This window comes from Streptomyces sp. BBFR25, assembly GCF_044590125.1.
Classification (GTDB): domain Bacteria; phylum Actinomycetota; class Actinomycetes; order Streptomycetales; family Streptomycetaceae; genus Streptomyces; species Streptomyces canus_D.
Window position 1 is genome coordinate 5,141,655 of the sequence record NZ_CP172447.1, and the last position, 25,014, is coordinate 5,166,668.

A 25,014-nucleotide genomic window follows, 5' to 3' on the forward strand; every position below is an offset into this window, starting at 1 on the left:
TGGAGTACCCCCATGCCAGAAACCACCCAGGTCTACGACTACGTCGTCATCGGCGGCGGCACCGCGGGATCGGTGATCGCCTCCCGCCTCACCGAGAACGCGGACGTCACCGTCGCCGTCATCGAGGGAGGCCCCAGTGACGTCGGCCGCGACGACGTGCTGACCCTGCGCCGCTGGATGGGCCTGCTCGGCGGCGAGCTGGACTACGACTACCCCACCACCGAGCAGCCGCGCGGCAACTCGCACATCCGGCACAGCCGGGCCCGCGTCCTCGGCGGCTGCTCCTCGCACAACACCCTCATCGCCTTCAAGCCGCTGCCGTCCGACTGGGACGAGTGGGAGGCGGCCGGCGCCAAGGGCTGGGGCGCGGTCCAGATGGAGGCGTACTTCGCCCGGCTGAAGAACAACATCGTCGCCGTCGACGAGAAGGACCGGAACGCCATCGCCCGCGACTTCGTCGACTCCGCGCAGCAGACGCTGGGGGTCCCCCGGATCGAGGGCTTCAACAAGAAGCCGTTCAACGACGGCGTCGGCTTCTTCGACCTCGCCTACCACCCCGAGAACAACAAGCGCTCGTCGGCCTCGGTGGCGTACCTGCATCCCGTGATGGACGAGCGCGCCAACCTCACGCTGATGCTGGAGACCTGGGCGTACAAGCTCCAGCTCGACGGCACCCGCGCCGAGGGCGTCCACGTGCGCACGAAGGACGGCGAGGAGATCCTCGTCAAGGCCCGCAACGAGGTCGTCCTGTCCGCCGGCGCCGTCGACTCCCCGCGCCTGCTGCTGCACTCCGGCATCGGCCCGAAGGACCAGCTGGAGGCACTCGGCATACCCGTGGCGCTCGACCTGCCCGGCGTCGGCGAGAACCTGCTCGACCACCCCGAGTCGGTGATCGTGTGGGAGACCGACGGTCCCCTCCCGGACAACTCCGCGATGGACTCCGACGCCGGTCTGTTCGTGCGCCGCGACCCCGAACACGCCGGCCCCGACCTGATGTTCCACTTCTACCAGATCCCGTTCACGGACAATCCGGAGCGCCTCGGCTACGAGCGCCCCGAGTTCGGCGTCTCCATGACCCCGAACATCCCCAAGCCGAAGTCCCGCGGCCGCCTCTACCTCACCAGCGCCGACCCGTCCGTGAAGCCCGCCCTGGACTTCCGCTACTTCACCGACGAGGACGACTACGACGGCCGCACCCTCGTCGACGGCATCCGCATCGCCCGTGAGATCGCCAAGTCCCAGCCGCTGGCGGGCTGGCTCAAGCGCGAGGTCTGCCCCGGCCCGGACGTCACCGGCGACGAGGAGCTGAGCGAGTACGCCCGCAAGGTCGCCCACACCGTCTACCACCCGGCCGGCACCTGCCGCATGGGTGCCGCCACCGACGAACAGGCCGTCGTCGACCCCGAACTGCGCGTGCGCGGCCTTGAGGGCCTGCGCATCGCCGACGCCTCCGTCTTCCCGACCATGCCCGCCGTCAACCCGATGATCGGCGTCCTCATGGTCGGCGAGCGCGCCGTCGAGCTGATCGGCGGTGACGCCCGATGAGCACGACCTCCAACACCACCGCCGCCGCCACCGACACCGTGGCCGAGCGCCCGCCGGTCTTCTCCGTGGACGGCCTGTGGAAGGTCTTCGGACCCAAGGCCGCCCGCGTCCCCGCCGACCCGGACCTCGCCGCCCTGAGCCCGGCCGAGCTGCGCTCGCGCACCGGCTGCACCGCCGCCGTCGCGGACGTCTCCTTCGACGTGCGCAAGGGCGAGGTCTTCGTCGTCATGGGCCTGTCCGGCTCCGGCAAGTCCACCCTCGTACGCTGCCTGACCCGCCTCATCGAACCGACCGCCGGGTCCATCGTCATCGACGGCGAGGACGTCCGCGCGATGGACAGGTCCCGGCTGCGCGCACTGCGGCGCCACCGTGCCGCCATGGTCTTCCAGCACTTCGGCCTCCTCCCGCACCGCACGGTCCTGGACAACGTGGCCTACGGCCTGGAGGTCCAGGGCATGGGCCGCGCCGAGCGCCGCGAGCGCGCCGCGGAGATCGTCGCCAAGGTCGGCCTGGAGGGCCTGGAGCAGCGCCGCCCCGGCCAGCTCTCCGGCGGCCAGCGCCAGCGCGTCGGCCTCGCCCGCGCCCTCGCCGTCGACCCCGAGGTGCTGCTCTTCGACGAGCCGTTCAGCGCGCTGGACCCGCTGATCCGGCGGGACATGCAGGAGGAGGTCGTGCGGCTGCACCGCGAGGAGGGCCGCACGATGGTCTTCATCACCCACGACCTCCAGGAAGCCCTCAAGCTCGGCGACCGCATCGCCCTGATGCGCGACGGCCGGGTGGTGCAGCTCGGCACCCCGGAGGAGATCGTCGGCTCGCCCGCCGACGACTACGTCCGCGCGTTCGTCCGCGACGTCCCGCGCGAGCAGGTCCTCACCGTCCGCACGGCGATGCGCCCCGCGACCTCCTCCGACGAGGCGGGCACGGGCCCGGCGATCCGCCCCGAGGCCACGGTCGCGGAGGCCATCGAGGCCGTCGCCCGAGCAGGCACCCCGGCCCGCGTCATGCACGAGGGCCGCTGCCTGGGCATGGTCGACGCGACCGACCTCCTGTCGGTGGTGGCAGGCACAGCAGGCGAACCCGCCCCCGCTGCGGGCAGCTCTGACCCAGCTGCGGGCAGTCGTGCCGCTGGGGCGGCACGGGTGGGCGATGGGGGTCCCCCCGCGCGAGCGAAGCCGAGCGTGGGGGAGGCACCGGCCACGCGCCGCAAGCCGACCACTGCCGCCGAGCCAACGACCGAGGAGCCGGTCTGATGGCAACGATCACCGCAGCGCCCCGAAAGGCCATCCCGCCGGGCATCCTCACCCACAGAGCCGTCCGCAAGCTCCTCGCCCTGGCTGCACTGGCCGCCGTCCTCGTCCCCCTGGCCGTCACCCAGTGGGGCGGCACCACCTGGCCCACCCCCCTCACCGTCGACGTCTCCGAACCCCTCGGCAAGACCAGCGACTGGATCATCGACAACCGGGACAGCCACCCCCTGTTCCTCCACTTCCTCGGCCACGTCAGCAACCTCGTCGTCATCGCCGTACGCGCCGTGTACCTCGCCCTCCTCGCCGTCGGCTGGGCCGGGGTCACCGCGATCGGCGCCCTGGTCGCCTGGCGGGTGGCCGGAGTGAAGCTCGCGGCAGGCACCGCCGCCGCGTTCCTGGCCTGCGGCCTGCTCGGCATGTGGGTGCCGACGATGCAGACCCTCGCCCTGATGGTCGTCGCCGTCCTCGCGTCGGTCGTCGTCGGCGCCCTGCTGGGCCTCGCCGCGGGCCTCTCCGACCGGATGGACCGCGTCCTGCGCCCGGTGCTCGACACCATGCAGGTGCTGCCCGCCTTCGCCTACCTCCTGCCCGTCGTCCTGGTCTTCGGCATCGGCGTCCCCGCCGCCGTCCTGGCCACCGTCGTCTACGCCGCCCCGCCCATGGCCCGGCTCACCTCGCTGGGCCTGCGCGGCGCGGACAAGGAGGTCCTGGAGGCCGTCGAGTCCCTCGGCACCACCGCCCGCCAGCGGCTGCTGACCGCCCGCATCCCGCTTGCCCGCAAGGAACTCCTCCTCGGCGTCAACCAGACGATCATGATGGCGCTGTCCATGGCCGTCATCGCCTCCGTCATCGGCGCCGGCGGCCTCGGCGACCGCGTCTACCAGGCGCTCGCCTCCGTCGACGTCGGCGCGGCTCTCGCGGCCGGCATCCCGATCGTGCTGCTGGCCGTCGTCCTGGACCGCGTCACCGGCGCGGCGGGGGAGCGGCTCGGCGAGGCCGGGAAGTCCCCGGTGACCTGGCTGTACGCGCTCGTCGTCGCCGCGGCCGTCGCACTCGCCGGACGACTCGCCGGTCTCCTCGACTGGCCCGACGGGTGGGAGGTGGACATCGCCGAGCCCGTCAACCGGGCCGTCGACTGGATGACCGCCCACCTCTACTCCGGCGTCCCCGTCGTCGGCGGCACCGCCGACTGGGCCGCGCACTTCACCAGCTGGGTCCTCAACCCGCTGCGCGACGGCCTCCAGTGGCTGCCCTGGTGGTCCGTACTCCTGATCGTCGCCGCCCTGGCCTGGCTGATCGGCACCTGGCGCACCGCGCTCACCGCCGTCCTCGCCATGGCCGCGATCGGCGTGCTCGGCGTGTGGAACCCGTCCCTGGACACGCTCTCGCAGGTGCTCGCCGCCGTCGCCGTGACCCTGGTCCTCGGCTTCGCCACCGGCATCGCCGCCGCCCGCAGCGACCGCTTCGAACGCCTGCTGCGGCCCGTCCTCGACGTCTTCCAGACCATGCCGCAGTTCGTGTACCTGATCCCGGTCGTCGCCCTGTTCGGCGTCGGCCGCGCGCCCGCCGTGGCCGCGGCGGTCGTCTACGCCCTCCCGGCCGTCGTCCGCATCACCACCCAGGGTCTGCGCCAGGTCGACCCGGCCGCGCTGGAGTCGGCCCGCTCGCTCGGCGCCACCAGCGGCCAGCAGTTGCGCCAGGTCCAGCTCCCGCTGGCCCGCCCGGCCCTGCTGCTCGCCGTCAACCAGGGCGTCGTCCTGGTCCTCGCCGTCGTCATCATCGGCGGCCTGGTCGGCGGTGGCGCGCTCGGCTACCAGGTCGTCTTCGGCCTCGCGCAGGGCGACCTGGCGACCGGCCTGGTGGCGGGCGCCGCGATCGTCTGCCTCGGCCTGATGCTCGACCGCGTCACCCAGCCCACCGAACGCCGTACGGCGAAGAAGGGGGCCTGAGATGTCCCGCAAGCGGATCACGGCGGCCGCCGCCGTGCTGGTGCTGGCCACCGGCTGCGGCGCCGCCGACATGACCAAGCAGGCGTCCCCGTTCGCCAACGCCCAGGGCGCCAAGACCGTCACCCTGTCCGTGCAGTCCTGGGTCGGCGCCCAGGCCAACGTGGCCGTCGCCCAGTACCTGCTGGAGCACGAACTGGGCTACCGCGTCGACACCGTCCAGGTCGACGAGGTCCCCGCCTGGGACGCGCTCAGCCAGGGCCGTGTGGACGCCATCCTGGAGGACTGGGGCCACCCCGAGCAGGAGCAGCGCTACGTCCGGGACAAGAAGACCATCGCCGCGGGCGGCGACCTCGGCGTCACCGGACACATCGGCTGGTTCGTCCCGACGTACTTCGCGAAGAAGCACCCGGACGTCACCAACTGGAAGAACCTCGACAAGTACGCCGACCTGCTGCGCACCGCGGAGAGCGGCGGCAAGGGCCAGCTCCTGGACGGCTCCCCGTCCTACGTCACCAACGACAAGGCCCTGGTGAAGAACCTGGACCTGGACTACCAGGTCGTCTTCGCCGGTTCCGAGGCTGCCCAGATCACCCAGATGCAGCAGTTCGCCAAGGAGAAGAAGCCCTTCCTGAGCTACTGGTACACCCCCCAGTGGCTGATGGAGAAGGTCCCGATGACCGAGGTGAAGCTGCCGCCGTACGAGGAGGGCTGCGACGCCGACCCGGAGAAGGTCGACTGCGCCTACCCCGTCACCCCGCTGCAGAAGTACCTCAACGCCGACTTCGCGAAGGACGGCGGCAAGGCGGCCGAGTTCCTGAAGAACTTCACGTGGACGACCGAGGACCAGAACCAGGTCTCCCTGATGATCGCCGAGCAGAAGATGCGGCCGGAGGTGGCGGCGAAGAAGTGGGTGGACAGCCACGAGTCCGTCTGGCAGAAGTGGCTGCCCTGACCCTCATCGCGTCGGCCGGGCCGCCAGCCGCAGCGCGTGCTCCCGCACCGCCTGCTCGGCCTGCCGCTGGAGCCCCGGCCCGAAGGTGACCCGGGTGGCCCCGAGTCCGCCGAGTTCGGCGGGCGAGGGGCCCTGGCCGGGATGCGCCACGACGTTCACCGGCCCCTGGATTCCGGCCCGCAGCAGCGGCAGTACGGCGACGGGGGCGGCGATGGGATACACGCAGTCGGCGCCCGCGGCGACGTACGCGGCGGCCCGCCCGATCGCCGCCCCCGGGTCGTCGACACCCCGGACGAACGTGTCGATCCGGGCGTTCAGGAACAGCCGGTCACCGGCCTCCTCCCGCACCCCGGCCAGCCACTCGGCGTGCTCCGCCGGGTCCTTGAGACCCCCCTCGCGGGTGGAGTCCTCCAGGTTGCAGCCGACGACGCCCGCCTCCAGGAGCCGCTCCACCAGCTCCTTCGGCGCCAGGCCGTAGCCGCCCTCGACGTCCGCCGACACGGGCACGTCCACGGCGCGCACGATCCGCGCGACGGCCGCGAACATCTCGTCGGCCGGGGTCCGCCCGTCCTCGTACCCCAGCGAGGCCGCCACTCCGGCGCTGGGCGTCGCGAGTGCCGGGAACCCGGCCTCCGCGAACACCCGGGCGCTCGCCGCGTCCCAGGGACCCGGCAGGACGAGGGGGTCGTCCGGGACCCGGCCGTGGTGCAGGGCGCGGAACGCGGCGACGTGACTCACGGTGTGTAACCCCCGGGTGCGACCCTGCGGCTGACCATCAGCCGGTTCCAGCTGTTGATGGCGGTGATCAGCCCGATCAGATGGGCCAGTTCGCCGTCGCCGAAGTGTACGGCGGCCTCCTCGTACACCGCGTCGGGCACCAAGCCCTCGGTCAGGACCGTCATCGCCTCGGTCAGCGCGAGCGCGGCCCGCTGCCGCCCGTCGTACAGGTCCTCCGCCTCCTCCCAGGCGGCGAGCAGACCGAGCCGCTCCTCATCCACCCCGTTCTTGCGGGCCAGGGTGAGGTGCATGTCCAGGCAGAAGGCGCAGTGGTTGAGCTGCGAGGCCCGGATCATCACCAGCTCGGCGAGCACGGGGTCGCCGAGCCCCTTCTTGGCCGCCGCGCTCAGCGCGGACAGCGCCTGCCCGACCCCCCGGTCCAGGAGCTGGGTGCGTGCCGCGCTCACGCGTGTTGTCCGGGCGTGTAGTGGCCCGGCGTCATCCGGCAGGTCACGCCGAACCGGTTCCAGGCGTTGATCGTCGTGATCGCGGCGATCAGCTGCGCCAGCTCCGGCTCGTCGAAGTGCTCGGCGGCCTTCTCGTACACCGCGTCGGGCACGAAGCCGTCGGTCAGCACCGTGACCGCCTCGGTCAGCTCGATCGCCGCCAGCTCCTTCTCCGTGTAGAAGTGCCGCGACTCCTCCCAGGCGGCCAGCTGCACGATCCGCTCCACGCTCTCCCCGGCGGCGAGGGCGTCCTTGGTGTGCATGTCGAGGCAGAGGGCGCAGTGGTTGATCTGCGAGGCGCGGATCTTCACCAGTTCGTACAGCGTCGGGTCCACCCCCCGCTTGGCTGCGGCATCCAGCCGGAGCATCGCCTTGTAGACCTCGGGAGCGTGCTGGGACCAGTTCAGCCGGACGGGCACCTCGGCGGCGTAGCCCGTGGTCTTCGTGTCAACGGTGTGTGTCGTCATGCCTCGACCCTAGGAAGAAGGCAGCCCAGCGGTATGGTCCATTTCCATGGCGAGATCATGGGCCACTCTCGGCGTCGACCTGCACCTCGAACCCACCGGTCCCGGTCTGCGCCGCGGCCTCACCGACGCCCTGCGCGAGGCCGTCCGCACCGGCCGGCTGGGCCCCGGCACCCGGCTGCCCTCCTCCCGCGTCCTCGCCGCCGACCTCGGCATCGCCCGCAACACCGTCGCCGACGCCTACGCCGACCTCGTCGCCGAGGGCTGGCTCACCGCCCGCCAGGGCTCGGGCACCAGGGTCGCCGAACGCGTCGCCGCCGCGCCGTCCCGCACCTCGGCCCGGCGCCCCGGGGGCCACGCCCGGCCCGCCTACGACCTGCGCCCCGGCACCCCCGACCTCGCCTCCTTCCCGCGCACCGCCTGGCTCCGGGCCGCCCGTCGCGCCGTCACCGCCGCTCCCCACGACGCCCTCGGCTACGGCGACGGCCGCGGGCGGAGCGAGCTGCGCGCCGCGCTGGCCGGTTACCTCGCCCGGGTCCGGGGCGTGCGCGCCGACCCCGGGACGCTGGTGGTGTGCGGCGGCGTCGCGCACGGCCTCGTGGTGCTGGCCGGTGTGCTGCGGGCGCGCGGCGTGCACACCGTGGCCGTCGAGTCGTACGGCCTCCACGTCCACCGCGACCTGCTCACCAGGGCCGGCCTGCGGACCGTTCCGCTGCCCGTGGACGACCGCGGAGCGGACACCGGGGCGCTCACGGACGAGGGCGCCGTACTGCTCACCCCCGCCCACCAGTTCCCGACGGGCGTCCCCCTGCACCCCGACCGCAGAGCCGCGGCGGTGGCCTGGGCGCACCGCACCGGCGGGCTGATCCTGGAGGACGACTACGACGGCGAGTTCCGCTACGACCGCCAGTCCGTCGGCGCCCTCCAGGGACTGGACCCCGACCGCGTCGTGTACCTGGGCACCGCCAGCAAGTCCCTGGCCCCCGGACTGCGCCTGGGCTGGATGGCGCTGCCCCCGTCCCTCGTCGGGGACGTCATGGAAGACCCGGTGAGCCGCACCCCGGGCGTGCTCGACCAGCTGACCCTCGCGCAGTTCCTCGACTCCGGGGACTACGACCGGCACGTGCGGTCCGCCCGCCTGCGCTACCGGCGCCGCCGCGACGCCCTGGTCGCCGCCCTCGCCGAGCGCGCCCCCGCGGTCCGCGTCACCGGCATCGCCGCCGGACTGCACGCCGTCCTCCCGCTGCCGTCCGGCACCGAGCAGCAGGTCCTGCGGTCCGCCGCCTGGCACGGACTCGCGGTCCACGGCCTGTCCATGTTCCGGCACCCGGCCGCCTCCCTCCCCCCGCTGGACGCCCTCGTCGTCGGCTACGGCACCCCGCCCGACCACGCCTGGGCGGGGGCACTGGACGCGCTGTGCCGGGCGCTGCCGTAAAGTCCACCCGCGGCAGGGTCGTACACTCGACCGGCCCAACTGTCGTACAACCACACGGACAAGGCACGGACAACGGGGGACAGGGACATGGCCACAACCCGGCGACGGCTGCGGTCGAGCACCGTGGTGCTCGGCGGCATGGGAATGCTCGCGGCGGCCCTGAGCGCATGCGGTTCGGACCCCGACCGCCGCTGCGTGGACCGCGACAGCTACGACTACCTCAACGGCTACAAGGTCGTCGCCGACAAGAACTGCAAGTCCGGCTCGTCCGGCAGCTCGTCCGGCAAGAGCAAGGGCAAGGGCGGCAAGAAGAAGACCGGCTCGTCGAGGTCCGTGGACGACGCCGACTGGTACTACGACGCCGACGTCAGCAACGGCTGGGCCGACTCCGGCACCTTCAGCCGGTCCGAGGCCGTCGACCGGGGCGGCTTCGGCTGCTCGGGCTCCGGCAGCGGCGGCGGCTGAGGACGGGACCGTGGAACGCCGCAGCGCCGATCCCCGCCCCGGCTGGCAGCAGACCGTCGAGGAACAGGGGCTGATCTACCCCCTGACCCGCTACCCCGACGGCTCCCTGCGCCCCTACTGGGACGAGAGCGCCTACTACGTCTTCTCCCTGCCCGAGGTCGAGGCCCTGGAAGAGGTCGTCGAGGAACTGCACTGCATGTGCCTGGCGGCCGCCGGGCACATCGTCGCCGAGGACCGCTTCGCCGACCTCGGCATCACCGACCCGCGCGTCGTCCGCGCGGTCACCGAGGCCTGGCACCGCCGCGCCGAACTCCCCTCCGTCTACGCCCGCTTCGACCTGCGCTACGACGGCACCGGACCCGCCAAGCTCCTGGAGTACAACGCGGACACCCCGACCTCCCTCGTCGAGGCCGCGTCCCCGCAGTGGTTCTGGATGGAGGAGCGCTTCCCCGGCGCCGACCAGTGGAACAGCCTCCACGAGCGCCTCGTCGACGCCTGGAAGAAGCAGGCCGCGCTCCTGCCGCCCGGCAACCCGCTGTACTTCGCGCACTCCTCGGACGACGAACTCGGCGAGGACCTCATGACGGTCGCCTACCTCAAGGAGACCGCCGAGCAGGCGGGCCTGGAGACCGACTGGATCTCCATGGAGGAGATCGGCTGGGACCGCCTCTCCGGCCGCTTCGTCGACAACAGGCTGCGCTTCATCCGCAGCCTCTTCAAGCTCTACCCCTGGGAGTGGCTCACCACCGACCGCTTCGCCGGCCACGTCCTGGACACCCTCGACAACGGCGGCGGCACCGGCACCACCCTGTGGATCGAACCGGCCTGGAAGATGCTGCTCAGCAACAAGGCCCTGCTTGCGATCCTCTGGGAGCTGTACCCCGGCCACCCGAACCTGCTCCCCGCCTACCTGGACGGCCCGCGCGACCTGGCCACCGGCACCGGCTGGGTCGCCAAGCCCCTCCTGGGCCGCGAGGGCGCCGGCGTCACGATCCACCAGCCCGGCACCGACCCCGCCCCCCGCCCCGAACCGTGCTGCTACCAGGAACTGGCCCCGCTGCCCGACTTCGACGGCAACCGCGTCGTCCTGGGCGCCTGGGTGGTGGAGAACGAGTCGGCGGGCCTGGGCATCCGGGAGTCGTCGGGCCTGGTGACCGACGAATACGCCCGCTTCCTGCCCCACGTGATCCTGTAACGCCCCTGAAGGGCCCCGCAGGGCCCTTCAGGGGCGCGGGGAACTGCGCGACCAGCCACAACGCGCCCGCAGTCCGCGACGGCACACCAACCACGCAGACGCTCCCGCATCGCGGACAGGCAAGGCACCGGCAGAACACACCCGGTACCCTGACCCCGGACCGTGACTGGCGCGCAAGGATGGGATGAACCATCGGGAAGCGGTCCGAGCGACAAGTGCCGAGCGCCTGGGCCGACCTGAACGCTGATTCCAACGTCCGGAGGTCCCCATGCCCGCCGAGCAGCCGCTCACCCCCGAGTCCACCGCCTACCGAGCCGCGCTCGACGTCATCCGTACCGTCGAGCCCCGCGTAGCGGACGCCATCGGCCAGGAGGTCGCCGACCAGCGCGAGATGCTCAAGCTGATCGCCTCGGAGAACTACGCCTCCCCGGCCACACTCCTGGCGATGGGCAACTGGTTCAGCGACAAGTACGCCGAGGGCACCGTCGGCCGCCGCTTCTACGCCGGCTGCCGCAACGTCGACACCGTCGAGTCCCTCGCCGCCGAGCACGCCCGCGAGCTGTTCGGCGCCCGCCACGCCTACGTCCAGCCGCACTCCGGCATCGACGCCAACCTGGTCGCCTTCTGGGCCGTCCTCGGCGCCCGCGTCGAGGTGCCCTTCCTGGAGAAGACCGGCGCCCGCCAGGTCAACGACCTGACCGACGCCGACTGGGCCGAGCTGCGAGCCGCCTTCGGCAACCAGCGGATGCTCGGCATGTCCCTGGACGCGGGTGGCCACCTCACCCACGGCTTCCGCCCGAACATCTCAGGAAAGATGTTCGACCAGCGCTCCTACGGCACCGACCCGGCCACCGGCCTGATCGACTACGAGGCCCTGCGCGCCTCCGCCCGCGAGTTCAAGCCGCTGATCATCGTCGCGGGCTACTCCGCGTACCCCCGGCTGGTGAACTTCCGGATCATGCGCGAGATCGCCGACGAGGTCGGGGCGACCCTCATGGTCGACATGGCGCACTTCGCGGGCCTCGTCGCGGGCAAGGTGCTCACCGGCGACTTCGACCCGGTCCCGCACGCCCAGATCGTGACGACGACCACGCACAAGTCCCTGCGCGGCCCGCGCGGCGGCATGGTCCTGTGCGACGACTCCCTCAAGGACCAGGTCGACCGCGGCTGCCCGATGGTCCTCGGCGGCCCGCTCCCGCACGTCATGGCCGCCAAGGCCGTCGCCCTCGCCGAGGCCCGGCAGCCCGCCTTCCAGGACTACGCCCGGCGCATCGTCGACAACGCCCGCGCGCTCGCCGAGGGCCTGACGAAGCGCGGCGCCACCCTGGTCACCGGCGGCACGGACAACCACCTGAACCTGATCGACGTGGCGTCCTCCTACGGCCTCACCGGCCGCCAGGCCGAGGCCGCCCTCCTCGACTCCGGCATCGTCACCAACCGCAACGCCATCCCGGCCGACCCGAACGGCGCCTGGTACACCTCCGGCATCCGCATCGGCACCCCGGCGCTGACCACGCGCGGTCTCGGCACCGCCGAGATGGACGAGGTCGCGGGCCTGATCGACCGCGTCCTGACCACGACGGAGCCCGGCACCACCAAGTCCGGCGCCCCCTCCAAGGCCGCCCACGTCCTCGACGCGAAGGTCGCCGAGGAGATCGCCCACCGCGCGACCGACCTGGTGGCCGGCTTCCCGCTGTACCCGGAGATCGACCTGGGCTGACGGTCGCCGCCCGGGGGAACGAGCCGCCGGTGGGACCTGAGAGAATGGTGGGCATGGCGAATGACCGACCTCGTGTGCTCTCCGGGATCCAGCCCACCGCAGGCTCGTTCCACCTCGGCAACTACCTGGGCGCCGTCCGCCAGTGGGTGGCCCTCCAGGAGTCCCACGACGCGTTCTACATGGTCGTCGACCTGCACGCGATCACGGTCCCGCAGGACCCGAAGGAGCTGCGCGCCAACACCCGGCTCGCCGTAGCCCAGCTGCTGGCCGCCGGACTCGACCCGGACCGCTGCACGCTCTTCGTCCAGAGCCACGTCCCCGAGCACGCCCAGCTCGCCTGGGTCATGAACTGCCTCACCGGCTTCGGCGAGGCGAGCCGCATGACCCAGTTCAAGGACAAGTCCGCCAAGCAGGGTGCCGACCGCGCCTCCGTCGGCCTGTTCACCTACCCGGTCCTCCAGGTCGCCGACATCCTGCTCTACCAGGCCGACGAGGTCCCCGTCGGCGAGGACCAGCGCCAGCACATCGAGCTCACCCGCGACCTGGCCGAGCGCTTCAACGGCCGCTTCGGCGAGGCCTTCACCGTTCCCGCCGCGTACATCCTCAAGGAGACGGCGAAGATCTACGACCTGCAGGACCCGACCGCCAAGATGAGCAAGTCGGCGGCCAACCCGAAGGGCCTGATCAACCTCCTGGACGAGCCGAAGGCCACGGCGAAGAAGGTGAAGAGCGCGGTCACGGACACCGACACCGTGATCCGCTTCGACCGCGAGCACAAGCCCGGCGTCAGCAACCTGCTGACGATCTACTCCACCCTCACCGGCGCCGAGATCGCCGAGCTGGAGCGGAAGTACGAGGGCAAGGGCTACGGCGCGCTGAAGACGGACCTCGCCGACGTCGTCGTGGAGTTCGTCACCCCCTTCCGGGAGCGCACCCGGCAGTACCTGGACGACCCGGAGACGCTCGACGCGATCCTCGCCAAGGGTGCGGAGAAGGCCAGGAGCGTCGCCGCCGAGACCCTCGCCCGGGCGTACGACAGGGTGGGCTTCCTCCCCGCCAAGCACTGACCCGCCCCACGGCCCGGGGGACCGCCGCCCGCGGTACCCCGGGACCGTCCGTGCGCCCCGGCACGCCGCCGTAGCGCTGCACATCACTCCGGTTGCGCCTGCCCAGGGCACGGCGGTGGCCGTACAGTCGATATCCGGGTGTCCGGCACCACGGCACACAAGAGCGACACGTGACGACAGGAGACGAAGTGGGGACCGTAACGATCGGCGTGTCGATCGCGGTCCCGGAGCCTCACGGCAGCAAGCTCCAGCAGCTGCGCGCGGGCTTCGGCGACGCCGCCGCTCACGGCATCCCCACGCACGTCACCCTGCTGCCGCCGACCGAGGTCGACGGCGGCGCCCTGCCCGCGATCGAGGCGCACCTGGCGGAGGTGGCCTCGCGCGGCCGGCCCTTCCCGATGCGGCTGTCCGGCACCGGGACCTTCCGCCCGCTCTCGCCCGTCGTCTACGTCCAGGTGGTCGAGGGCGCGGCGGCCTGCTCCTGGCTGCAGAAGCGGGTGCGCGACGCGTCCGGCCCGGTCCCGCGCGAACTGCAGTTCCCGTACCACCCGCACGTCACCGTGGCGCACGGCATCGAGGAGGCGGCGATGGACCGCGCCTACGAGGAGCTGTCCGACTACGAGGCCCAGTGGCCCTGCACCGGCTTCGCGCTGTACGAGCAGGGCGCCGACGCGGTCTGGCGCAAGCTGCGCGAGTTCCCCTTCGGCAGCGCCACCGTGCCCCCGCAGGCCGGCCGCGTGGAGACCGGCTCGCTGCCCACCCGGTAGCCGCGCCTCACACCGGCAGCCGCCGGAACACCGTCCGCGGCAGGTGCCGCAGCGCCGACATCACCACCCGCAGCGCGCCCGGCACCCACACCGTCTCCGAGCGCCGCCGCAGCCCCAGCTCGATCGCCGCGGCGACCGCCTCAGGCGTCGTGGCGAACGGCGCCTCCTCCATCCCCTCGGTCATCCGCGACCGCACGAACCCGGGGCGCACCACCATGACGTGCACGCCCGTGCCGTGCAGCGCGTCGCCCAGGCCCTGCGCGAAGGCGTCCAGGCCCGCCTTGCTGGAGCCGTAGATGAAGTTGGCGCGGCGGGCCCGCTCACCGGCCACGGAGGAGAGCACCACCAGCGAGCCGTGCCCCTGCGCCTGGAGCGAACGGGCGGCGACCAGCCCGGCCGAGACCGCGCCGGTGTAGTTGGTCTGCGCGACCCGTACGGCGTTCAGCGGCTCGCGCTCGTCGTGCGCCTGGTCACCCAGGATGCCGAAGGCCAGCAGCACCAGGTCGATGTCGCCCTCGGCGAACACCTTGCCGAGCGCCGCCTCGTGGGACTCGGGGTCCAGCGCGTCGAAGGCGACCGTGCGCACCTCGGCGCCGAGGCCGCGCAGCTGCTCGGCGGCCGTGTCCAGGGCGGGCGAGGGACGTCCGGCCAGCCACACCGTGCGGGTGCGGCGGGCCACCAGACGGCGCGCGGTGGCCAGCGCGATCTCGGACGTACCGCCGAGGACGAGGAGGGACTGGGGGAGGCCGAAGGCGTCCTTCACGGCTGGCTCCAGACAGGTTGTGGGGGCAGGGGCATCACAGGGCGAGGCGGCGGGCCAGGTCGGACACGAACACCCCGCGCGGGTCCAGCTCCGCGCGCAGGGCGCGGAAGTCGTCCAGACGGGGGTACATCGCGGCGAGCAGTTCCGGGCGCAGCCGGGAGTCCTTGGCGAGGTAGACCCGGCCGCCCGCGTCCGCGACCTCCGCGTCCAGCTCGTCCAGGAACGCGCCGAGCCCCGGCAGGCCCGCCGGGATGTCCAGGGCGAGGGTCCAGCCCGGGACGGGGAAGGACAGCCAGCCCGGGTCGGCCTCGCCGAAGCGCTTGAGGACCGCCAGGAAGGACGGGCAGCGGCGGGCGGAGATGCGGTGCACGATCCGGCGCAGGGCCTCCTCCCGGCCGTGCCCGACGACGAACTGGTACTGCACGAAGCCGCCCCGGCCGTAGACCCGGTTCCAGTGCGGGACGCCGTCCAGCGGGTGGAAGAAGGTGGAGATCCGCTGGAGGCGGCCCCGGCTGCACCGGGGGGCCTTGCGGTACCAGACCTCGTTGAACAGGCCCACCGCCGTCCGGCCGAGCAGCCCGTCCGGCACCAGGTCGGGGGCGGCCGGCAGGCGGGAGGTGCGGAAGGCCAGCGGCGCGCGCCGCGCGCGGGAGCGGGCGGGCAGCGCGTCCAGCGGGGCGTGGTCGCCGCGGGTGAGCACCGCGCGGCCGGTCGCCCGGCCGCGCGCGAGGAGGTCGATCCAGGCGACCGAGTAGCGGTAGCGGTGGTCGGTGGCGGTCAGCCGGGCCATCAGGTCGTCCAGGTCGCCGGCCCGCTCGGTGTCGACCGACATCAGCGCCGTCTCGACCGGCTGGAGCCGCAGCGTCGCGGTGAGGATCACCCCGGTCAGACCCATGCCGCCCGCGGTCGCCTCGAACAGGGGCGTGCCCGGGGTGACGGTGCGCACCCGGCCGTCGGCGGTGAGCAGCTCCAGGGAGAGCACGTGCCGCGTGAAGGACCCCGACACGTGGTGGTTCTTGCCGTGGATGTCCGCGCCGATCGCCCCGCCGACCGTCACGTACCGGGTGCCGGGCGTCACCGGCACGAACCAGCCCAGCGGCAGCAGCACCTCCATCAGCCGGTGCAGGGAGACACCCGCGTCGCACAGCACGGTGCCCCCGGCGGCGTCGACGGCGTGCACGCGGTCCAGGGCCGTCATGTCGAGCACGGCACCCCCCGCGTTCTGCGCCGCGTCCCCGTAGGCCCGCCCCAGGCCCCGCGCCACGGCGCCGCGGACCCCGCAGTCCCGGACCGCGACGGCCGCCTCCTCGTACGTCCGCGGACGGACGACGAGCGCCCCGGTGGGCGCCGTACGGCCCCAGCCGGTGACGGTGCCCCAGTCGGCGGCGGGGCGGTGGGCGCCGGGGTCCCGGTCGGTGTCGGGAACGGTGTCGGCAGACATGGCGGTGACCGTATCGCCCCTATGCGAATGATTAGTTCCAAAACATTCAAGCCATCCCTGAAACGGGTGATTAATGGTATGTCGCTCCGGTGTGCCCGCCTTCGCGCGCCGCGGGCGTGGACAGTGAGTCCACATGGACGACCTCGACGACATGGACCACCGGATCGTCAGCGCGCTCAGGGCCTGCGGAACCGACCCGCGCGTGGCCGGCGCCGCGCGCGCCCTGTCCTGGGCGGGGGAGCACGGGGCACTGTGGCTCGCGGCGGGCCTCACCGCGGCGGCCGTGGACGCGCCCCGGCGCACGGCCTGGCTGCGCGGCACCGCGCTCACCGCGGGCGCCCACGTCGTCAGCATGGGGGTGAAGCGGGTCGTGCGCCGCCCCCGCCCCGCGCACGTCGTCCCCCTGGTCCGCACCGCGGGCCGGCACTCCTTCCCCAGCTCCCACGCCACCTCGGCCACCGCGGCCGCCGTCGTCTTCGGGGCGCTCGGGGTGCGGGCCGCCTGGCCGCTCGCCGCCGCCGTGTGCGCCTCCCGGCTGGTCGTCGGCGTCCACTACCCCTCCGACGTCGCGGCGGGCGCCGCCCTGGGCGCGCTCACGGCCCGGCTCGGCACCGGCTGGATGCGCGGAGGCACCCGTGACTGACACGGCCGTCCTGCGCCAACGCGCCCCCGAGCAGCCGCCGGAGCCCGCCCCGCCGCGCCGGGCGAGACACGTCCCGGCCGGGCTGCTGCGCACCGCGCGCCCCCGCCAGTGGGTCAAGAACGTCCTGGTCGTCGCCGCCCCGGCCGCCGCGGGCGAGCTGTTCTCCGCGCACGCGCTGGGCCGGCTCGCCCTGGTCTTCGTCCTGTTCACCGCCTGCGCCGCCGCCGTCTACCTGGTCAACGACGCCCGGGACGCCGAGGCCGACCGCGCCCACCCCGTCAAACGGCACCGCCCGGTCGCCGCCGGACAGGTCCCGGTGCCGCTCGCCTACGCCGTCGGCGGCGTCCTGGGCGTCCTCGCGCCCGTCCTCGCCGCCTGGCTGTGCCCCCCGGCCGTCGCGGCCCTGCTGACCGCCTACCTCGCCATGCAACTGGCGTACTGCGTCAGCCTCAAGCACGTCCTGGTCGTCGACCTCGCCGTCGTCACCACCGGCTTCCTGATGCGCGCGATGATCGGCGGACTCGCGCTCGGCATCCCCCTGTCCCGCTGGTTCCTCATCACGACCGGATTCGGCGCCCTGTTCATGGTCGCCGCCAAGCGCTACTCCGAAGCCGTCCAGATGGCGGGCAAGGAGGGCGCCACGCGCGCGCTGCTCACCGAGTACACCACCGGCTACCTCCGCTTCGTCTGGCAGCTCGCCGCCGGTGTCGCCGTCCTCGGCTACTGCCTGTGGGCCATGGAGGAGGGCGGCGTCCCGCACACCAGCGTGCTGCCCTGGCGCCAGCTCTCCATGGTCGCCTTCGTCCTCGCCGTGCTGCGCTACGCCGTCTTCGCCGACCGCGGCACCGCGGGCGAACCCGAGGACGTCGTCCTGCGCGACCGCCCCCTCGCGCTGATCGGCGTGGTCTGGCTCGCGATGTACGGCCTGGCGGTGGCCAATTGGTAGCCGACCGGCGCGAACTGCTGGGCTTCGCCTGTGTCGGACTGCTCGCCTACGCCGTCGACCTCGGCCTCTTCACCTGCCTGCGCGGCCCGGCCGGCCTCGGTCCGCTCACCGCCAAGACCCTCTCCTTCGTCGCCGGATGCGCGGTCGCCTACGCGGGCAACGCGCTGGGCACCTACCGGCACACCCGCACCCGCGGGCTGCGCCCCTGCGCCGTGTTCCTCGCCGTGAACGCCGCCGGCGCCGCCGTACAACTGCTCTGCCTGGCCGTCAGCCACTACGGCCTCGGCCTCACCTCGCAGCGCGCCGACACCGTCTCCGGCGCGGGAATCGGCATGTTCCTGGGCACGATCCTGCGGTTCTGGGGCACAAGAACGCTGGTCTTCCGGTCCGGCAGCGGATCGGCCGACCGGACGGGATCATGGAACGGGACGAGCGGGGGCAGGGTCGGATCATGGACTGGCTGAAGAAGCTCCCCGTCGTGGGACCGTGGATCGCGCGCCTGATGACCACGCACGCCTGGCGCTCCTACGAGCGTCTCGACCGGGTGAAGTGGTACCGGCTGGCCGCCGCCATGACCTTCACCAGCTTCGTCGCGCTCTTCCCGCTGCTGAGCCTGGCCGCCGCCGTCGCCGCCGCCACGCTGAACAAGGAGCAGCAGGACAAGCTCCAGGACAAGCTCGCCGAGCAGATCCCCGGCATCTCCGACCAGCTGAACATCCAGGGCCTCGTCGACAACGCCGGCACCGTCGGTGTGATCTCCGCCCTCCTGCTGCTGTTCACCGGCATGGGCTGGATCGAGGCCACCCGGGGCTGTCTGCGCGCCGTCTGGGAGCTGCCCGACGAGGAGGAGAACCCGGTCCTGCACCGGGCCAAGGACGCGGGCGTCCTGGTCGGCCTCGGCGGCGCGCTGCTGATCACCGTCGGCATCTCCACCGTCGCCTCGGCGCTGGTCGGCTGGATCATCCGCACGATCGGCCTCGCCGAGGGCGGTGTCGGCGGCGTCCTGCTCTACGTCGCCGCCTTCGCCGTCGCCGTGCTCGCCGACTTCCTCCTGCTGCTGTACGTGCTGACCCTGCTGCCCGGCGTCCAGCCCGAGCGCCGCCGCCTGGTGGTGGCCGCGCTGATCGGCGCCGTCGGCTTCGAGCTGCTGAAGCTGCTGCTCAGCGGCTACATCCAGGGCGTCGCGGCGAAGAGCATGTACGGCGCCTTCGGCGTCCCCGTCGCCCTGCTGCTGTGGATCAACTTCACCACGAAACTGGTGCTGTTCTGCGCCGCCTGGACGGCGACGGGCAGCAAGGCGCAGGAGCTGGGGGAGTCGGGCGACGCGGACGTCACGGACGGGTCCGGCGACGCACCAGGTCCGGCAGCGGCCACCTCCGGTTGACCAGGAACGCGCCGCCCGCGAGCAGCACCAGCACCCCCGCGGTGATGCCGGCCGCGATCCCGACCCCGCCGGCGCCGCCCCCGGTCTGGGCGCCCGCCACCGGCTTGGTGCCCGCGGCGCCCTTCCCGGTGCCGCCGGCCTCGCCGGAGGCCCCGGCCGAGGGGCTCGCCTGCGCGGCGCTCCGCGGACCCACCAGCTCGCCCACCGGCCGCACCTTGCCGGCCGCCTGGAAGCCCCAGTCGAACAGGCGGGCGGTCTCCTTGTAGACCTCGTTGTGCTCGTCCTTCGCCGGGTTCATCACGGTGACGAGCAGCACCCGGCCGCCGCGCTCGGCGACGCCCGTGAAGGTGGCGCCGGCGTTGGTGGTGTTGCCGTTCTTCACGCCCGCGATGCCCGGGTAGACGCCCAAGTCGGAGTCGCCCGCCAGCAGCCGGTTGGTGTTCTGGATCTCGAAGGTCCCGCGGGAGGTCTTGCCCTTCTTGTTCTTCGTGGTCTCGCCGGGGAACTTCGCGCGGACCGTCGAGGCGTACTCGCGGAAGTCCTTCTTCTGGAGCCCCGAACGGGCGAAGAGCGTCAGGTCGTACGCGGAGGAGACCTGCCCGGGCATGTCGTAGCCGTCGGGGCTGACCACGGTGGTGTCGAGGGCCTGGAGTTCGTCGGCGTGCGCGTTCATGTCCGCGACGGTCTTGTCGACGCCGTCGTTCATCGCCGACAGCACGTGCACCGCGTCGTTGCCGGAGCGCAGGAAGACCCCGAGCCACAGGTCGTGGACGGTGTAGGTCTCCTTTTCCTTGATGCCGACCAGGCTGGACCCGGCGCCGACGCCCGCGAGGTCGGAGACCTCGACCGTGCGCTTCGTCGTCTTCGGCCACTTCGGCAGCAGCGTGTCCGCGAACAGCATCTTCAGGGTGCTCGCCGGGGCCAGCCGCCAGTGCGCGTTGTGCGCGGCCAGCACGTCGCCCGACTCGGCGTCCGCGACGATCCACGACCGGGCGGTGACGTCCTTCGGCAGCACCGGCGCCCCGCCCGCCAGGTCCACCTGCGTCCCGGGCTTCCCGAGCCGCGCGCCGCCCACCGTCGACATCGACGCGGGGGGCGTGGCCGACGGACTCGCCGACGGGCTCGGTGCGGCGAGCGCGGCGGGGGAGAGGAGGGCGAGAGCGGTCAGGGCGGCGGAGGTGACCGTCAGGGATCGCCTGAGGGCCTTCTTGGGAGCGGGCACGAGCGAAAACGTACCCTTCGCGACCGCGCCGCTCCCACCCCCTTCCCCACCCCGCGCACGGTTCCGGACAGCGTGCGGCGATACTGAAACCATGAAGCTCAGCCGCCCCGTCTCCTGGTTCCTGCTCGCTTTCGGGGTGTGGAGCTGGATCATCTGGATCACTTTCGTCAAAAACCTGGTCAAGGACGGCAGCGGGCTCGCCTTCGAGGACGGCGAGCCCACGGCGTACTTCTGGGTGCACCTGCTGCTCGCGATCGTGTCCTTCGTATTGGGGACGGTCGTCGGGGCCATCGGGTTGCGCGGGGTGCGCGCACTGCGCCGAACGTCATAGGCGACGAGGACGTCACGGACGCCCTGGGCGTCCCAACCGAGGGGATACGACGGCATGGCGGTCGTCTTCGTGCTGGTCGCGTTGGTGATGGTGGGCGTCCTGGTGACGGCCAACTGGTACCTGTGGCGACGCCTGTTCCGCGACACCACCCGCGCCGCGGGCCCGGTGCGCCGGATCGGCGCGGCGGTGATCGCCGGGGGCTGGCTGCTGGCGGTCGGGGCGCTGGTCGCCGAACGCGCGGGCGCCCCGTTCTGGCTCCAGCGGGTCCTCGCCTGGCCGGGCTTCCTGTGGCTGGCCCTGTCGATCTACCTGCTGCTCGCGGTGCTCGCGGGCGAGGTCGTCCGGCCGCTGCTGCGGATGTTCCTGGAGCGCCGGGCGGCCGCGCGGCCCACGGAAGGCGCCGAGCCGTCCGTCTCCCCGGCCGCGGACACCGCGCGCATACCGGCCGGAACGGCCCCGCCTCAGGCGCCCGGCACGCCCGAGGCACCCGAGCCGCCGGTCCCCGCCCCCGGGGGCGCGTCCACGAGCCCCCTCGCCCTCCCCTCCCGCCGCCTGTTCGTCTCCCGCGTCGTCGCCGGTGCCGCCGCCGCGGCGGCCGTCGGGACGGTCGGATACGGCACGTACGGCGTGCTGAGCGGCCCGAAGGTGAAGCGGGTCACCGTGCCGCTGGCCAAGCTCCCGCGCGCGGCGCACGGGTTCCGCATCGCCGTGGTCAGCGACATCCACCTGGGCCCGGTCCTCGGCCGGGGCTTCGCGCAGACGGTCGTCGACACGATCAACTCCACGCAGCCCGACCTGATCGCCGTCGTCGGCGACCTGGTGGACGGCAGCGTGAAGGACCTCGGCCCGGCCGCCGCCCCGCTCTCGCAGCTCAGGGCCCGGCACGGCGCGTACTTCGTCACCGGCAACCACGAGTACTTCTCCGGCGCCGAGCAGTGGGTCGCCGAGGTACGGAGGCTCGGGCTGCTCCCGCTGGAGAACGCCCGCACCGAGCTGCCCCACTTCGACCTGGCCGGCGTCAACGACGTGGCGGGCGAGGACGAGGGCCAGGGCCCCGACTACGCCAAGGCCCTCGGCGACCGGGACCGCTCCCGCGCCTGCGTGCTCCTCGCCCACCAGCCGGTGCAGATCCACGACGCCGTCGACCACGGCGTCGACCTCCAGCTCTCCGGCCACACCCACGGCGGCCAGCTCTGGCCCGGCAACCTCATCGCGGGCGCCGCCAACCCGACGCTGGCGGGCCTGGACCGCTACGGCGACACCCAGCTGTACGTCAGCCGCGGCGCGGGCGCCTGGGGCCCGCCCACGCGGGTGGGGGCGCCCTCGGACATCACGGTGATCGAGCTGGCGTCCCGTCAGGCCTGACCGTCAGGCCGTTCGTCGGTCTCGCGGGCGGCCCTGCGGGCGGCCGGGTCGGGCATGACCTTCGTCATCCCCGGCAGGAAGTCCGTGAACAGCTCGTGCACCTCGCGCACCAGCGGACGCAGCACCCGGAAGCGGGCCAGCACGACGCCGCGCGCGGTGAGCCGGGCGCCACGCTCGGCGAGGCGGTAGCTGCGCTCGCGGCCCTCGGTGCGGTCGAAGATCCAGTACAGGACGAGGCCCATCTGCGAGAGCCACATCAGCTCCGGCAGGATGTCCCGCAGCTCCTCGGGCACCTTGGTCTTCGCGCCGGCGAGCACCGCGCGGTGGATGCTGATGGCCTCCACGCGCGCGTGTTCCGACTCCGGGGAGAAGGGGCTGAGCGGGCTGTCCGGGTCGGCGGCGTTCTTGAAGAACTGCACGGCGAACTCGTGGTACGGCGTGGCGATGTCCAGCCAGACCTTCAGCACACCCGCCAGCCGGGCCTCCAGGTCGGTCTCCCTGGCCAGGACCTCGCGGACCGCCGCCTGGTGCTCGGCGGCGATCCGGTCGTAGAAGCCCTGGATCAGATGTTCCTTGCCGGCGAAGTAGTAGTACGCGTTGCCGACGGAGACCCCGGCCTCCTGGGCGATGGCCCGCATCGTGGTCCGGTCGTAACCGCGTTCCTGGAACAGCCGCATGGCCGTCTCCAGGATCAGCGCGCGGGTCTGCTCGGACTTGCTGAGGTGGGCGCCGTCGTCGGGGCCGTCGTTGGTCGCAGGCACGGGTCCAGAGCCTATCCAGTGGCGCAGGCGCCGTCGGCACAGCCCGGCCCGGCGTAGATCCACCCGAGGCCCGGTTCGTACACCCAGCCGTCGGCGCGGCGGTACCCGTTGCCGCCCCACTGCCGCTGCCCGGCGCGCCACTTGGCGGCGGCCAGGACGGCCCCGCGGGCCAGCACGGCGCCCTTGGGCGTGCTGAGCCGGTGGGCGAGCCTGCGGTACCCGCGCAGCGCCCACAGGACGACCACCCAGGCGGCGGCGCCGCGGTAGACCTGTCCGGCGTCGCCCACGACGGTGACCTCGTCGAGGGTGGCCCCGTGGTCGAGCCCGGGGAAGCGGCTGCGCGCCTCGTCCGAGGCGGCCGGGACCAGTTCCAGCGGCACCAGCCGGGGCTGACGCAGCAGCCAGTCCCGTACGTGGGTGCACAGGGAGCACTCGGCGTCGTAGAGGACGGTGAGCCGGCGCACGGGGGCGCCGGCCGTCGTCCCGGGAGCGGGAGCCATCGGCTCAGGCCCCGGCCGTCGGGGCCACCCAGCCCTGCGGCGGGACCGGGGGCACCTGCTCGCGCTCCATCAGGCCGCGCCGCCGGATCTTGTTGAGCACGTACACGTTGCCCAGGTGCATCACGCCGAGCACCAGCAGCACCACGCCGAGCTTGGTCGACAGCGCCTCGAAGATGCCCCGGGCGTTGGTGATGGTCTCGTCGTCGCTCAGGTAGAGGGCGACGAAGCCGAGGTTGACGAGGTAGAAGCCGACCACGAGGAGGTGGTTGACGGCGTCCGCGAGCTTCTCGTTGCCGTGCAGGACGTCGGAGAGGAAGACCCGTCCGTTGCGGCTGAGCGTGCGGGCCACCCAGACGGTCAGACCGATGCTGACGGCCAGGTAGATGACGTAGGCGATGACGGTGCGGTCCATGCCCCACCCCTTCTTGAACGCGTTCAAAACGCTGACAGGACTGACTGTAGACCTGTTTTTGAACACGTTCAAGCGAGAGTTCCGCTCAGGGGCGGCGGCCCAGCTCCGGGCGCTTGGAGTAGTCCGTGAGGCCGATGACGTTGCCCCACGGGTCGGCGAACTCGACGGTCCAGCCGGTGGCCACGGGGAACGGCTCGTCGAGCGGCGGCACCCCGGCCTCGCGCAGCTCCCGGGCGGCCGCGCGGGCGTCGGTGACCTCCAGCCACACCCGCGCGGAGGGCCACATCGGAGGCTGGCGCCCGAACTCCTCCTCCGCGCGCAGCAGCAGCCCGGGCGTCTCGACGCCCACCTTCAGCAGCGCGATCCCGGCCTCGTCGAGCCGGTAGGCGACCGGGAAACCGGCCCGCTCGTAGAACCCGACGGCCTCGGCGAGGTCCCCGACGGGCAGCAGCACGTTGTCGAACCCGAGCAGTTCGTACGACTCGTCATCTGACATGGCGTCAGGCTAGGACGGTCATCGCCCGGATCGGCTGATTGTCAGCCCTCGTCGGGCGCGCTCTTCGTCCGTCCGGCGGCAAGAACCTCGGCGACGTCCAGGGTGACCTCGGCGCCGAGCGAGTCGGGCAGGGTGACGGTCTCACCGGGGGAGTGGACGCGGTGGGTGGAGTAGTCGGCGCCGGTCGGGTCGGTGAGCACGTGGAGGCGGTTGTGCCTGCGGTTGACGATCAGGTAGATCGGCACCTTGGCCTCGGCGTAGGCGGCGACCTTGGTCTCGAGGTCGTACTTCCAGTTCTCGGAGGTCACTTCCAGGACCAGCCTGAAACTGGATGGAGCGTAGGTGTGGTTTCGGACGTGGTGCTGCTCGATGTCGGCGTCCACGACGGACAGAGTCCTCGGCTTCGAGGGGGAGCCACAGACCGACGCCTTGCAGGACGTTGACGATGTCGTCGTGCAGCCCGGCCTTCGCGAGCTTGATCGTGAGTGTGGTCAAGGTGCAGCCGTGGTGAGCGTCCCGCAAGGGGCTGATGAGAAGCTGGCCGCGAATGATCTCGACCCGATAACCCGGATGGCGTTCCATGATTTCGTCGGCGATCGCGGTGAGCACCATCAACCCTTCCTGACACGTGGACTTCGGTCCATCGTGCCGTGGGGTCCGCACCGCAGCCCCTTGAGAGGACGCTCGCACTCCATCGTGTGAGGGCCCCGTCTCCACAGGA

At 72.6% G+C, this 25,014-nt stretch carries 27 protein-coding genes, 1 pseudogene and 1 riboswitch; of the genes and pseudogenes, 17 read left to right on the forward strand and 11 right to left on the reverse strand.

The features are described from left to right. Positions 1 to 12: 12 nt before the first annotated feature. From ACGH52_RS23595 to ACGH52_RS23610, 4 genes are read left to right on the forward strand one after another with little or no spacing between them, the layout of a single operon-like run. The gene (locus tag ACGH52_RS23595; protein WP_076975921.1) at positions 13 to 1,545 is read left to right on the forward strand and encodes a GMC family oxidoreductase; all 1,533 of its coding nucleotides are present in this window, start codon (positions 13 to 15) and stop codon (positions 1,543 to 1,545) included. Then, positions 1,542 to 2,795, forward strand: coding sequence for a glycine betaine/L-proline ABC transporter ATP-binding protein (locus ACGH52_RS23600; protein ID WP_399942116.1), 1,254 nt, complete (start codon positions 1,542 to 1,544; stop codon positions 2,793 to 2,795). The genes ACGH52_RS23595 and ACGH52_RS23600 overlap by 4 nt, the downstream gene beginning before the upstream one ends. After that, the gene (locus tag ACGH52_RS23605; protein WP_121701826.1) at positions 2,795 to 4,741 is read left to right on the forward strand and encodes a proline/glycine betaine ABC transporter permease; all 1,947 of its coding nucleotides are present in this window, start codon (positions 2,795 to 2,797) and stop codon (positions 4,739 to 4,741) included. Before ACGH52_RS23600 ends, ACGH52_RS23605 begins: the two co-directional genes overlap by 1 nt. 1 nt (position 4,742) lies before the next feature. Then, positions 4,743 to 5,693 carry an ABC transporter substrate-binding protein gene (locus ACGH52_RS23610; protein WP_059302446.1) on the forward strand — a complete coding sequence of 317 codons (951 nt, stop codon included), beginning with the start codon at positions 4,743 to 4,745 and terminating at the stop codon, positions 5,691 to 5,693. A gap of 3 nt (positions 5,694 to 5,696) precedes the next feature. Here the strand turns inward: ACGH52_RS23610 and ACGH52_RS23615 are convergent, their stop codons facing one another. From ACGH52_RS23615 to ACGH52_RS23625, 3 genes are read right to left on the reverse strand one after another with little or no spacing between them, the layout of a single operon-like run. After that, positions 5,697 to 6,431: an isocitrate lyase/phosphoenolpyruvate mutase family protein gene (locus ACGH52_RS23615; RefSeq protein ID WP_210974082.1), complete on the reverse strand. Its 735-nt coding sequence runs from the start codon at positions 6,429 to 6,431 to the stop codon at positions 5,697 to 5,699. Beyond that, entirely contained in the window at positions 6,428 to 6,877 is a 450-nt protein-coding gene (locus ACGH52_RS23620; protein ID WP_399942121.1) for a carboxymuconolactone decarboxylase family protein, read from the reverse strand. The genes ACGH52_RS23615 and ACGH52_RS23620 overlap by 4 nt, the downstream gene beginning before the upstream one ends. After that, positions 6,874 to 7,383: a carboxymuconolactone decarboxylase family protein gene (locus ACGH52_RS23625; RefSeq protein ID WP_076975925.1), complete on the reverse strand. Its 510-nt coding sequence runs from the start codon at positions 7,381 to 7,383 to the stop codon at positions 6,874 to 6,876. Before ACGH52_RS23625 ends, ACGH52_RS23620 begins: the two co-directional genes overlap by 4 nt. A gap of 46 nt (positions 7,384 to 7,429) precedes the next feature. Between ACGH52_RS23625 and ACGH52_RS23630 the strand changes: the two genes are divergently transcribed. The 6 genes from ACGH52_RS23630 to ACGH52_RS23655 all read left to right on the forward strand — a co-directional run bounded on the left by ACGH52_RS23630 (position 7,430) and on the right by ACGH52_RS23655 (position 14,029). Further along, positions 7,430 to 8,815 carry a PLP-dependent aminotransferase family protein gene (locus tag ACGH52_RS23630; protein ID WP_399942124.1) on the forward strand — a complete coding sequence of 462 codons (1,386 nt, stop codon included), beginning with the start codon at positions 7,430 to 7,432 and terminating at the stop codon, positions 8,813 to 8,815. Between the two features lie 87 nt (positions 8,816 to 8,902). Next, positions 8,903 to 9,280 (forward strand): hypothetical protein, encoded by a 378-nt coding sequence (locus tag ACGH52_RS23635; protein WP_059302451.1) that lies wholly within the window; start codon positions 8,903 to 8,905, stop codon positions 9,278 to 9,280. Between the two features lie 10 nt (positions 9,281 to 9,290). Further along, complete coding sequence (locus ACGH52_RS23640) at positions 9,291 to 10,475, forward strand: glutathionylspermidine synthase family protein (protein WP_399942127.1); 1,185 nt, start codon at positions 9,291 to 9,293, stop codon at positions 10,473 to 10,475. Between the two features lie 152 nt (positions 10,476 to 10,627). Next, positions 10,628 to 10,714, forward strand: a riboswitch (ZMP/ZTP riboswitch). A 29-nt stretch (positions 10,715 to 10,743) separates the two neighbouring features. Next, the gene (locus tag ACGH52_RS23645) at positions 10,744 to 12,195 is read left to right on the forward strand and encodes a glycine hydroxymethyltransferase (RefSeq protein WP_399942130.1); all 1,452 of its coding nucleotides are present in this window, start codon (positions 10,744 to 10,746) and stop codon (positions 12,193 to 12,195) included. Between the two features lie 44 nt (positions 12,196 to 12,239). Beyond that, entirely contained in the window at positions 12,240 to 13,262 is a 1,023-nt protein-coding gene (trpS, locus tag ACGH52_RS23650; protein WP_193777501.1) for a tryptophan--tRNA ligase, read from the forward strand. Positions 13,263 to 13,450: 188 nt separating this feature from the next. Further along, the gene (locus ACGH52_RS23655; protein ID WP_076975929.1) at positions 13,451 to 14,029 is read left to right on the forward strand and encodes a 2'-5' RNA ligase family protein; all 579 of its coding nucleotides are present in this window, start codon (positions 13,451 to 13,453) and stop codon (positions 14,027 to 14,029) included. Positions 14,030 to 14,036: 7 nt separating this feature from the next. On the opposite strand, the gene ACGH52_RS23660 is transcribed toward ACGH52_RS23655, so the two are convergent. Continuing rightward, a complete protein-coding gene (locus tag ACGH52_RS23660) occupies positions 14,037 to 14,792 on the reverse strand; it encodes a decaprenylphospho-beta-D-erythro-pentofuranosid-2-ulose 2-reductase (RefSeq protein WP_121701318.1) in 756 nt (251 codons plus the stop codon). 34 nt (positions 14,793 to 14,826) lie between these two features. Beyond that, positions 14,827 to 16,233 carry an FAD-binding oxidoreductase gene (locus ACGH52_RS23665; protein WP_076975931.1) on the reverse strand — a complete coding sequence of 469 codons (1,407 nt, stop codon included), beginning with the start codon at positions 16,231 to 16,233 and terminating at the stop codon, positions 14,827 to 14,829. A 133-nt stretch (positions 16,234 to 16,366) separates the two neighbouring features. Here ACGH52_RS23665 and ACGH52_RS23670 point away from each other — a divergent pair, with 133 nt between their 5' ends. Genes ACGH52_RS23670 through ACGH52_RS23685 form a run of 4 tightly spaced genes read left to right on the forward strand, consistent with a single transcriptional unit; the run spans position 16,367 to position 19,206 of the window. Beyond that, positions 16,367 to 16,876, forward strand: a complete 510-nt coding sequence (locus ACGH52_RS23670; RefSeq protein ID WP_059302458.1) for a phosphatase PAP2 family protein — start codon at positions 16,367 to 16,369, stop codon at positions 16,874 to 16,876. Next, the gene (locus ACGH52_RS23675) at positions 16,869 to 17,822 is read left to right on the forward strand and encodes a decaprenyl-phosphate phosphoribosyltransferase (protein WP_076975933.1); all 954 of its coding nucleotides are present in this window, start codon (positions 16,869 to 16,871) and stop codon (positions 17,820 to 17,822) included. Before ACGH52_RS23670 ends, ACGH52_RS23675 begins: the two co-directional genes overlap by 8 nt. Beyond that, positions 17,816 to 18,286 (forward strand): GtrA family protein, encoded by a 471-nt coding sequence (locus ACGH52_RS23680; RefSeq protein WP_076975934.1) that lies wholly within the window; start codon positions 17,816 to 17,818, stop codon positions 18,284 to 18,286. Before ACGH52_RS23675 ends, ACGH52_RS23680 begins: the two co-directional genes overlap by 7 nt. Beyond that, on the forward strand, positions 18,274 to 19,206 hold the full coding sequence (locus ACGH52_RS23685; protein WP_399942137.1) for a YihY/virulence factor BrkB family protein: 933 nt from the start codon (positions 18,274 to 18,276) through the stop codon (positions 19,204 to 19,206). Before ACGH52_RS23680 ends, ACGH52_RS23685 begins: the two co-directional genes overlap by 13 nt. On the opposite strand, the gene ACGH52_RS23690 is transcribed toward ACGH52_RS23685, so the two are convergent. Next, positions 19,154 to 20,428, reverse strand: a complete 1,275-nt coding sequence (locus ACGH52_RS23690) for a D-alanyl-D-alanine carboxypeptidase family protein (RefSeq protein ID WP_399942139.1) — start codon at positions 20,426 to 20,428, stop codon at positions 19,154 to 19,156. The two genes, ACGH52_RS23685 and ACGH52_RS23690, sit on opposite strands and share 53 nt — an antisense overlap. 91 nt (positions 20,429 to 20,519) lie before the next feature. Here ACGH52_RS23690 and ACGH52_RS23695 point away from each other — a divergent pair, with 91 nt between their 5' ends. Both ACGH52_RS23695 and ACGH52_RS23700 read left to right on the forward strand, forming a co-directional pair. After that, positions 20,520 to 20,759: an SCO4848 family membrane protein gene (locus tag ACGH52_RS23695; RefSeq protein WP_052839750.1), complete on the forward strand. Its 240-nt coding sequence runs from the start codon at positions 20,520 to 20,522 to the stop codon at positions 20,757 to 20,759. A gap of 54 nt (positions 20,760 to 20,813) precedes the next feature. Then, positions 20,814 to 22,124, forward strand: coding sequence for a metallophosphoesterase (locus ACGH52_RS23700; protein WP_210978010.1), 1,311 nt, complete (start codon positions 20,814 to 20,816; stop codon positions 22,122 to 22,124). On the opposite strand, the gene ACGH52_RS23705 is transcribed toward ACGH52_RS23700, so the two are convergent. From ACGH52_RS23705 to ACGH52_RS23725, 5 genes and pseudogenes are all read right to left on the reverse strand, one after another. Next, complete coding sequence (locus ACGH52_RS23705; protein ID WP_059302464.1) at positions 22,115 to 22,885, reverse strand: TetR/AcrR family transcriptional regulator; 771 nt, start codon at positions 22,883 to 22,885, stop codon at positions 22,115 to 22,117. The two genes, ACGH52_RS23700 and ACGH52_RS23705, sit on opposite strands and share 10 nt — an antisense overlap. Positions 22,886 to 22,896: 11 nt before the next feature. Beyond that, positions 22,897 to 23,385: a thiol-disulfide oxidoreductase DCC family protein gene (locus ACGH52_RS23710; RefSeq protein ID WP_059302465.1), complete on the reverse strand. Its 489-nt coding sequence runs from the start codon at positions 23,383 to 23,385 to the stop codon at positions 22,897 to 22,899. A 4-nt stretch (positions 23,386 to 23,389) separates the two neighbouring features. Then, positions 23,390 to 23,797, reverse strand: a complete 408-nt coding sequence (locus ACGH52_RS23715; RefSeq protein ID WP_003974119.1) for a hypothetical protein — start codon at positions 23,795 to 23,797, stop codon at positions 23,390 to 23,392. 85 nt (positions 23,798 to 23,882) lie between these two features. Then, entirely contained in the window at positions 23,883 to 24,293 is a 411-nt protein-coding gene (locus ACGH52_RS23720; protein WP_003974118.1) for a VOC family protein, read from the reverse strand. 41 nt (positions 24,294 to 24,334) lie between these two features. Next, a pseudogene (locus tag ACGH52_RS23725) lies at positions 24,335 to 24,842 on the reverse strand (Uma2 family endonuclease). On the opposite strand from ACGH52_RS23725, the gene ACGH52_RS23730 reads away from it, so the two are divergent. Then, entirely contained in the window at positions 24,723 to 24,995 is a 273-nt protein-coding gene (locus tag ACGH52_RS23730; RefSeq protein ID WP_399947061.1) for a hypothetical protein, read from the forward strand. The pseudogene ACGH52_RS23725 and the gene ACGH52_RS23730 sit on opposite strands and share 120 nt — an antisense overlap. The last annotated feature ends 19 nt before the right edge of the window (positions 24,996 to 25,014 follow it).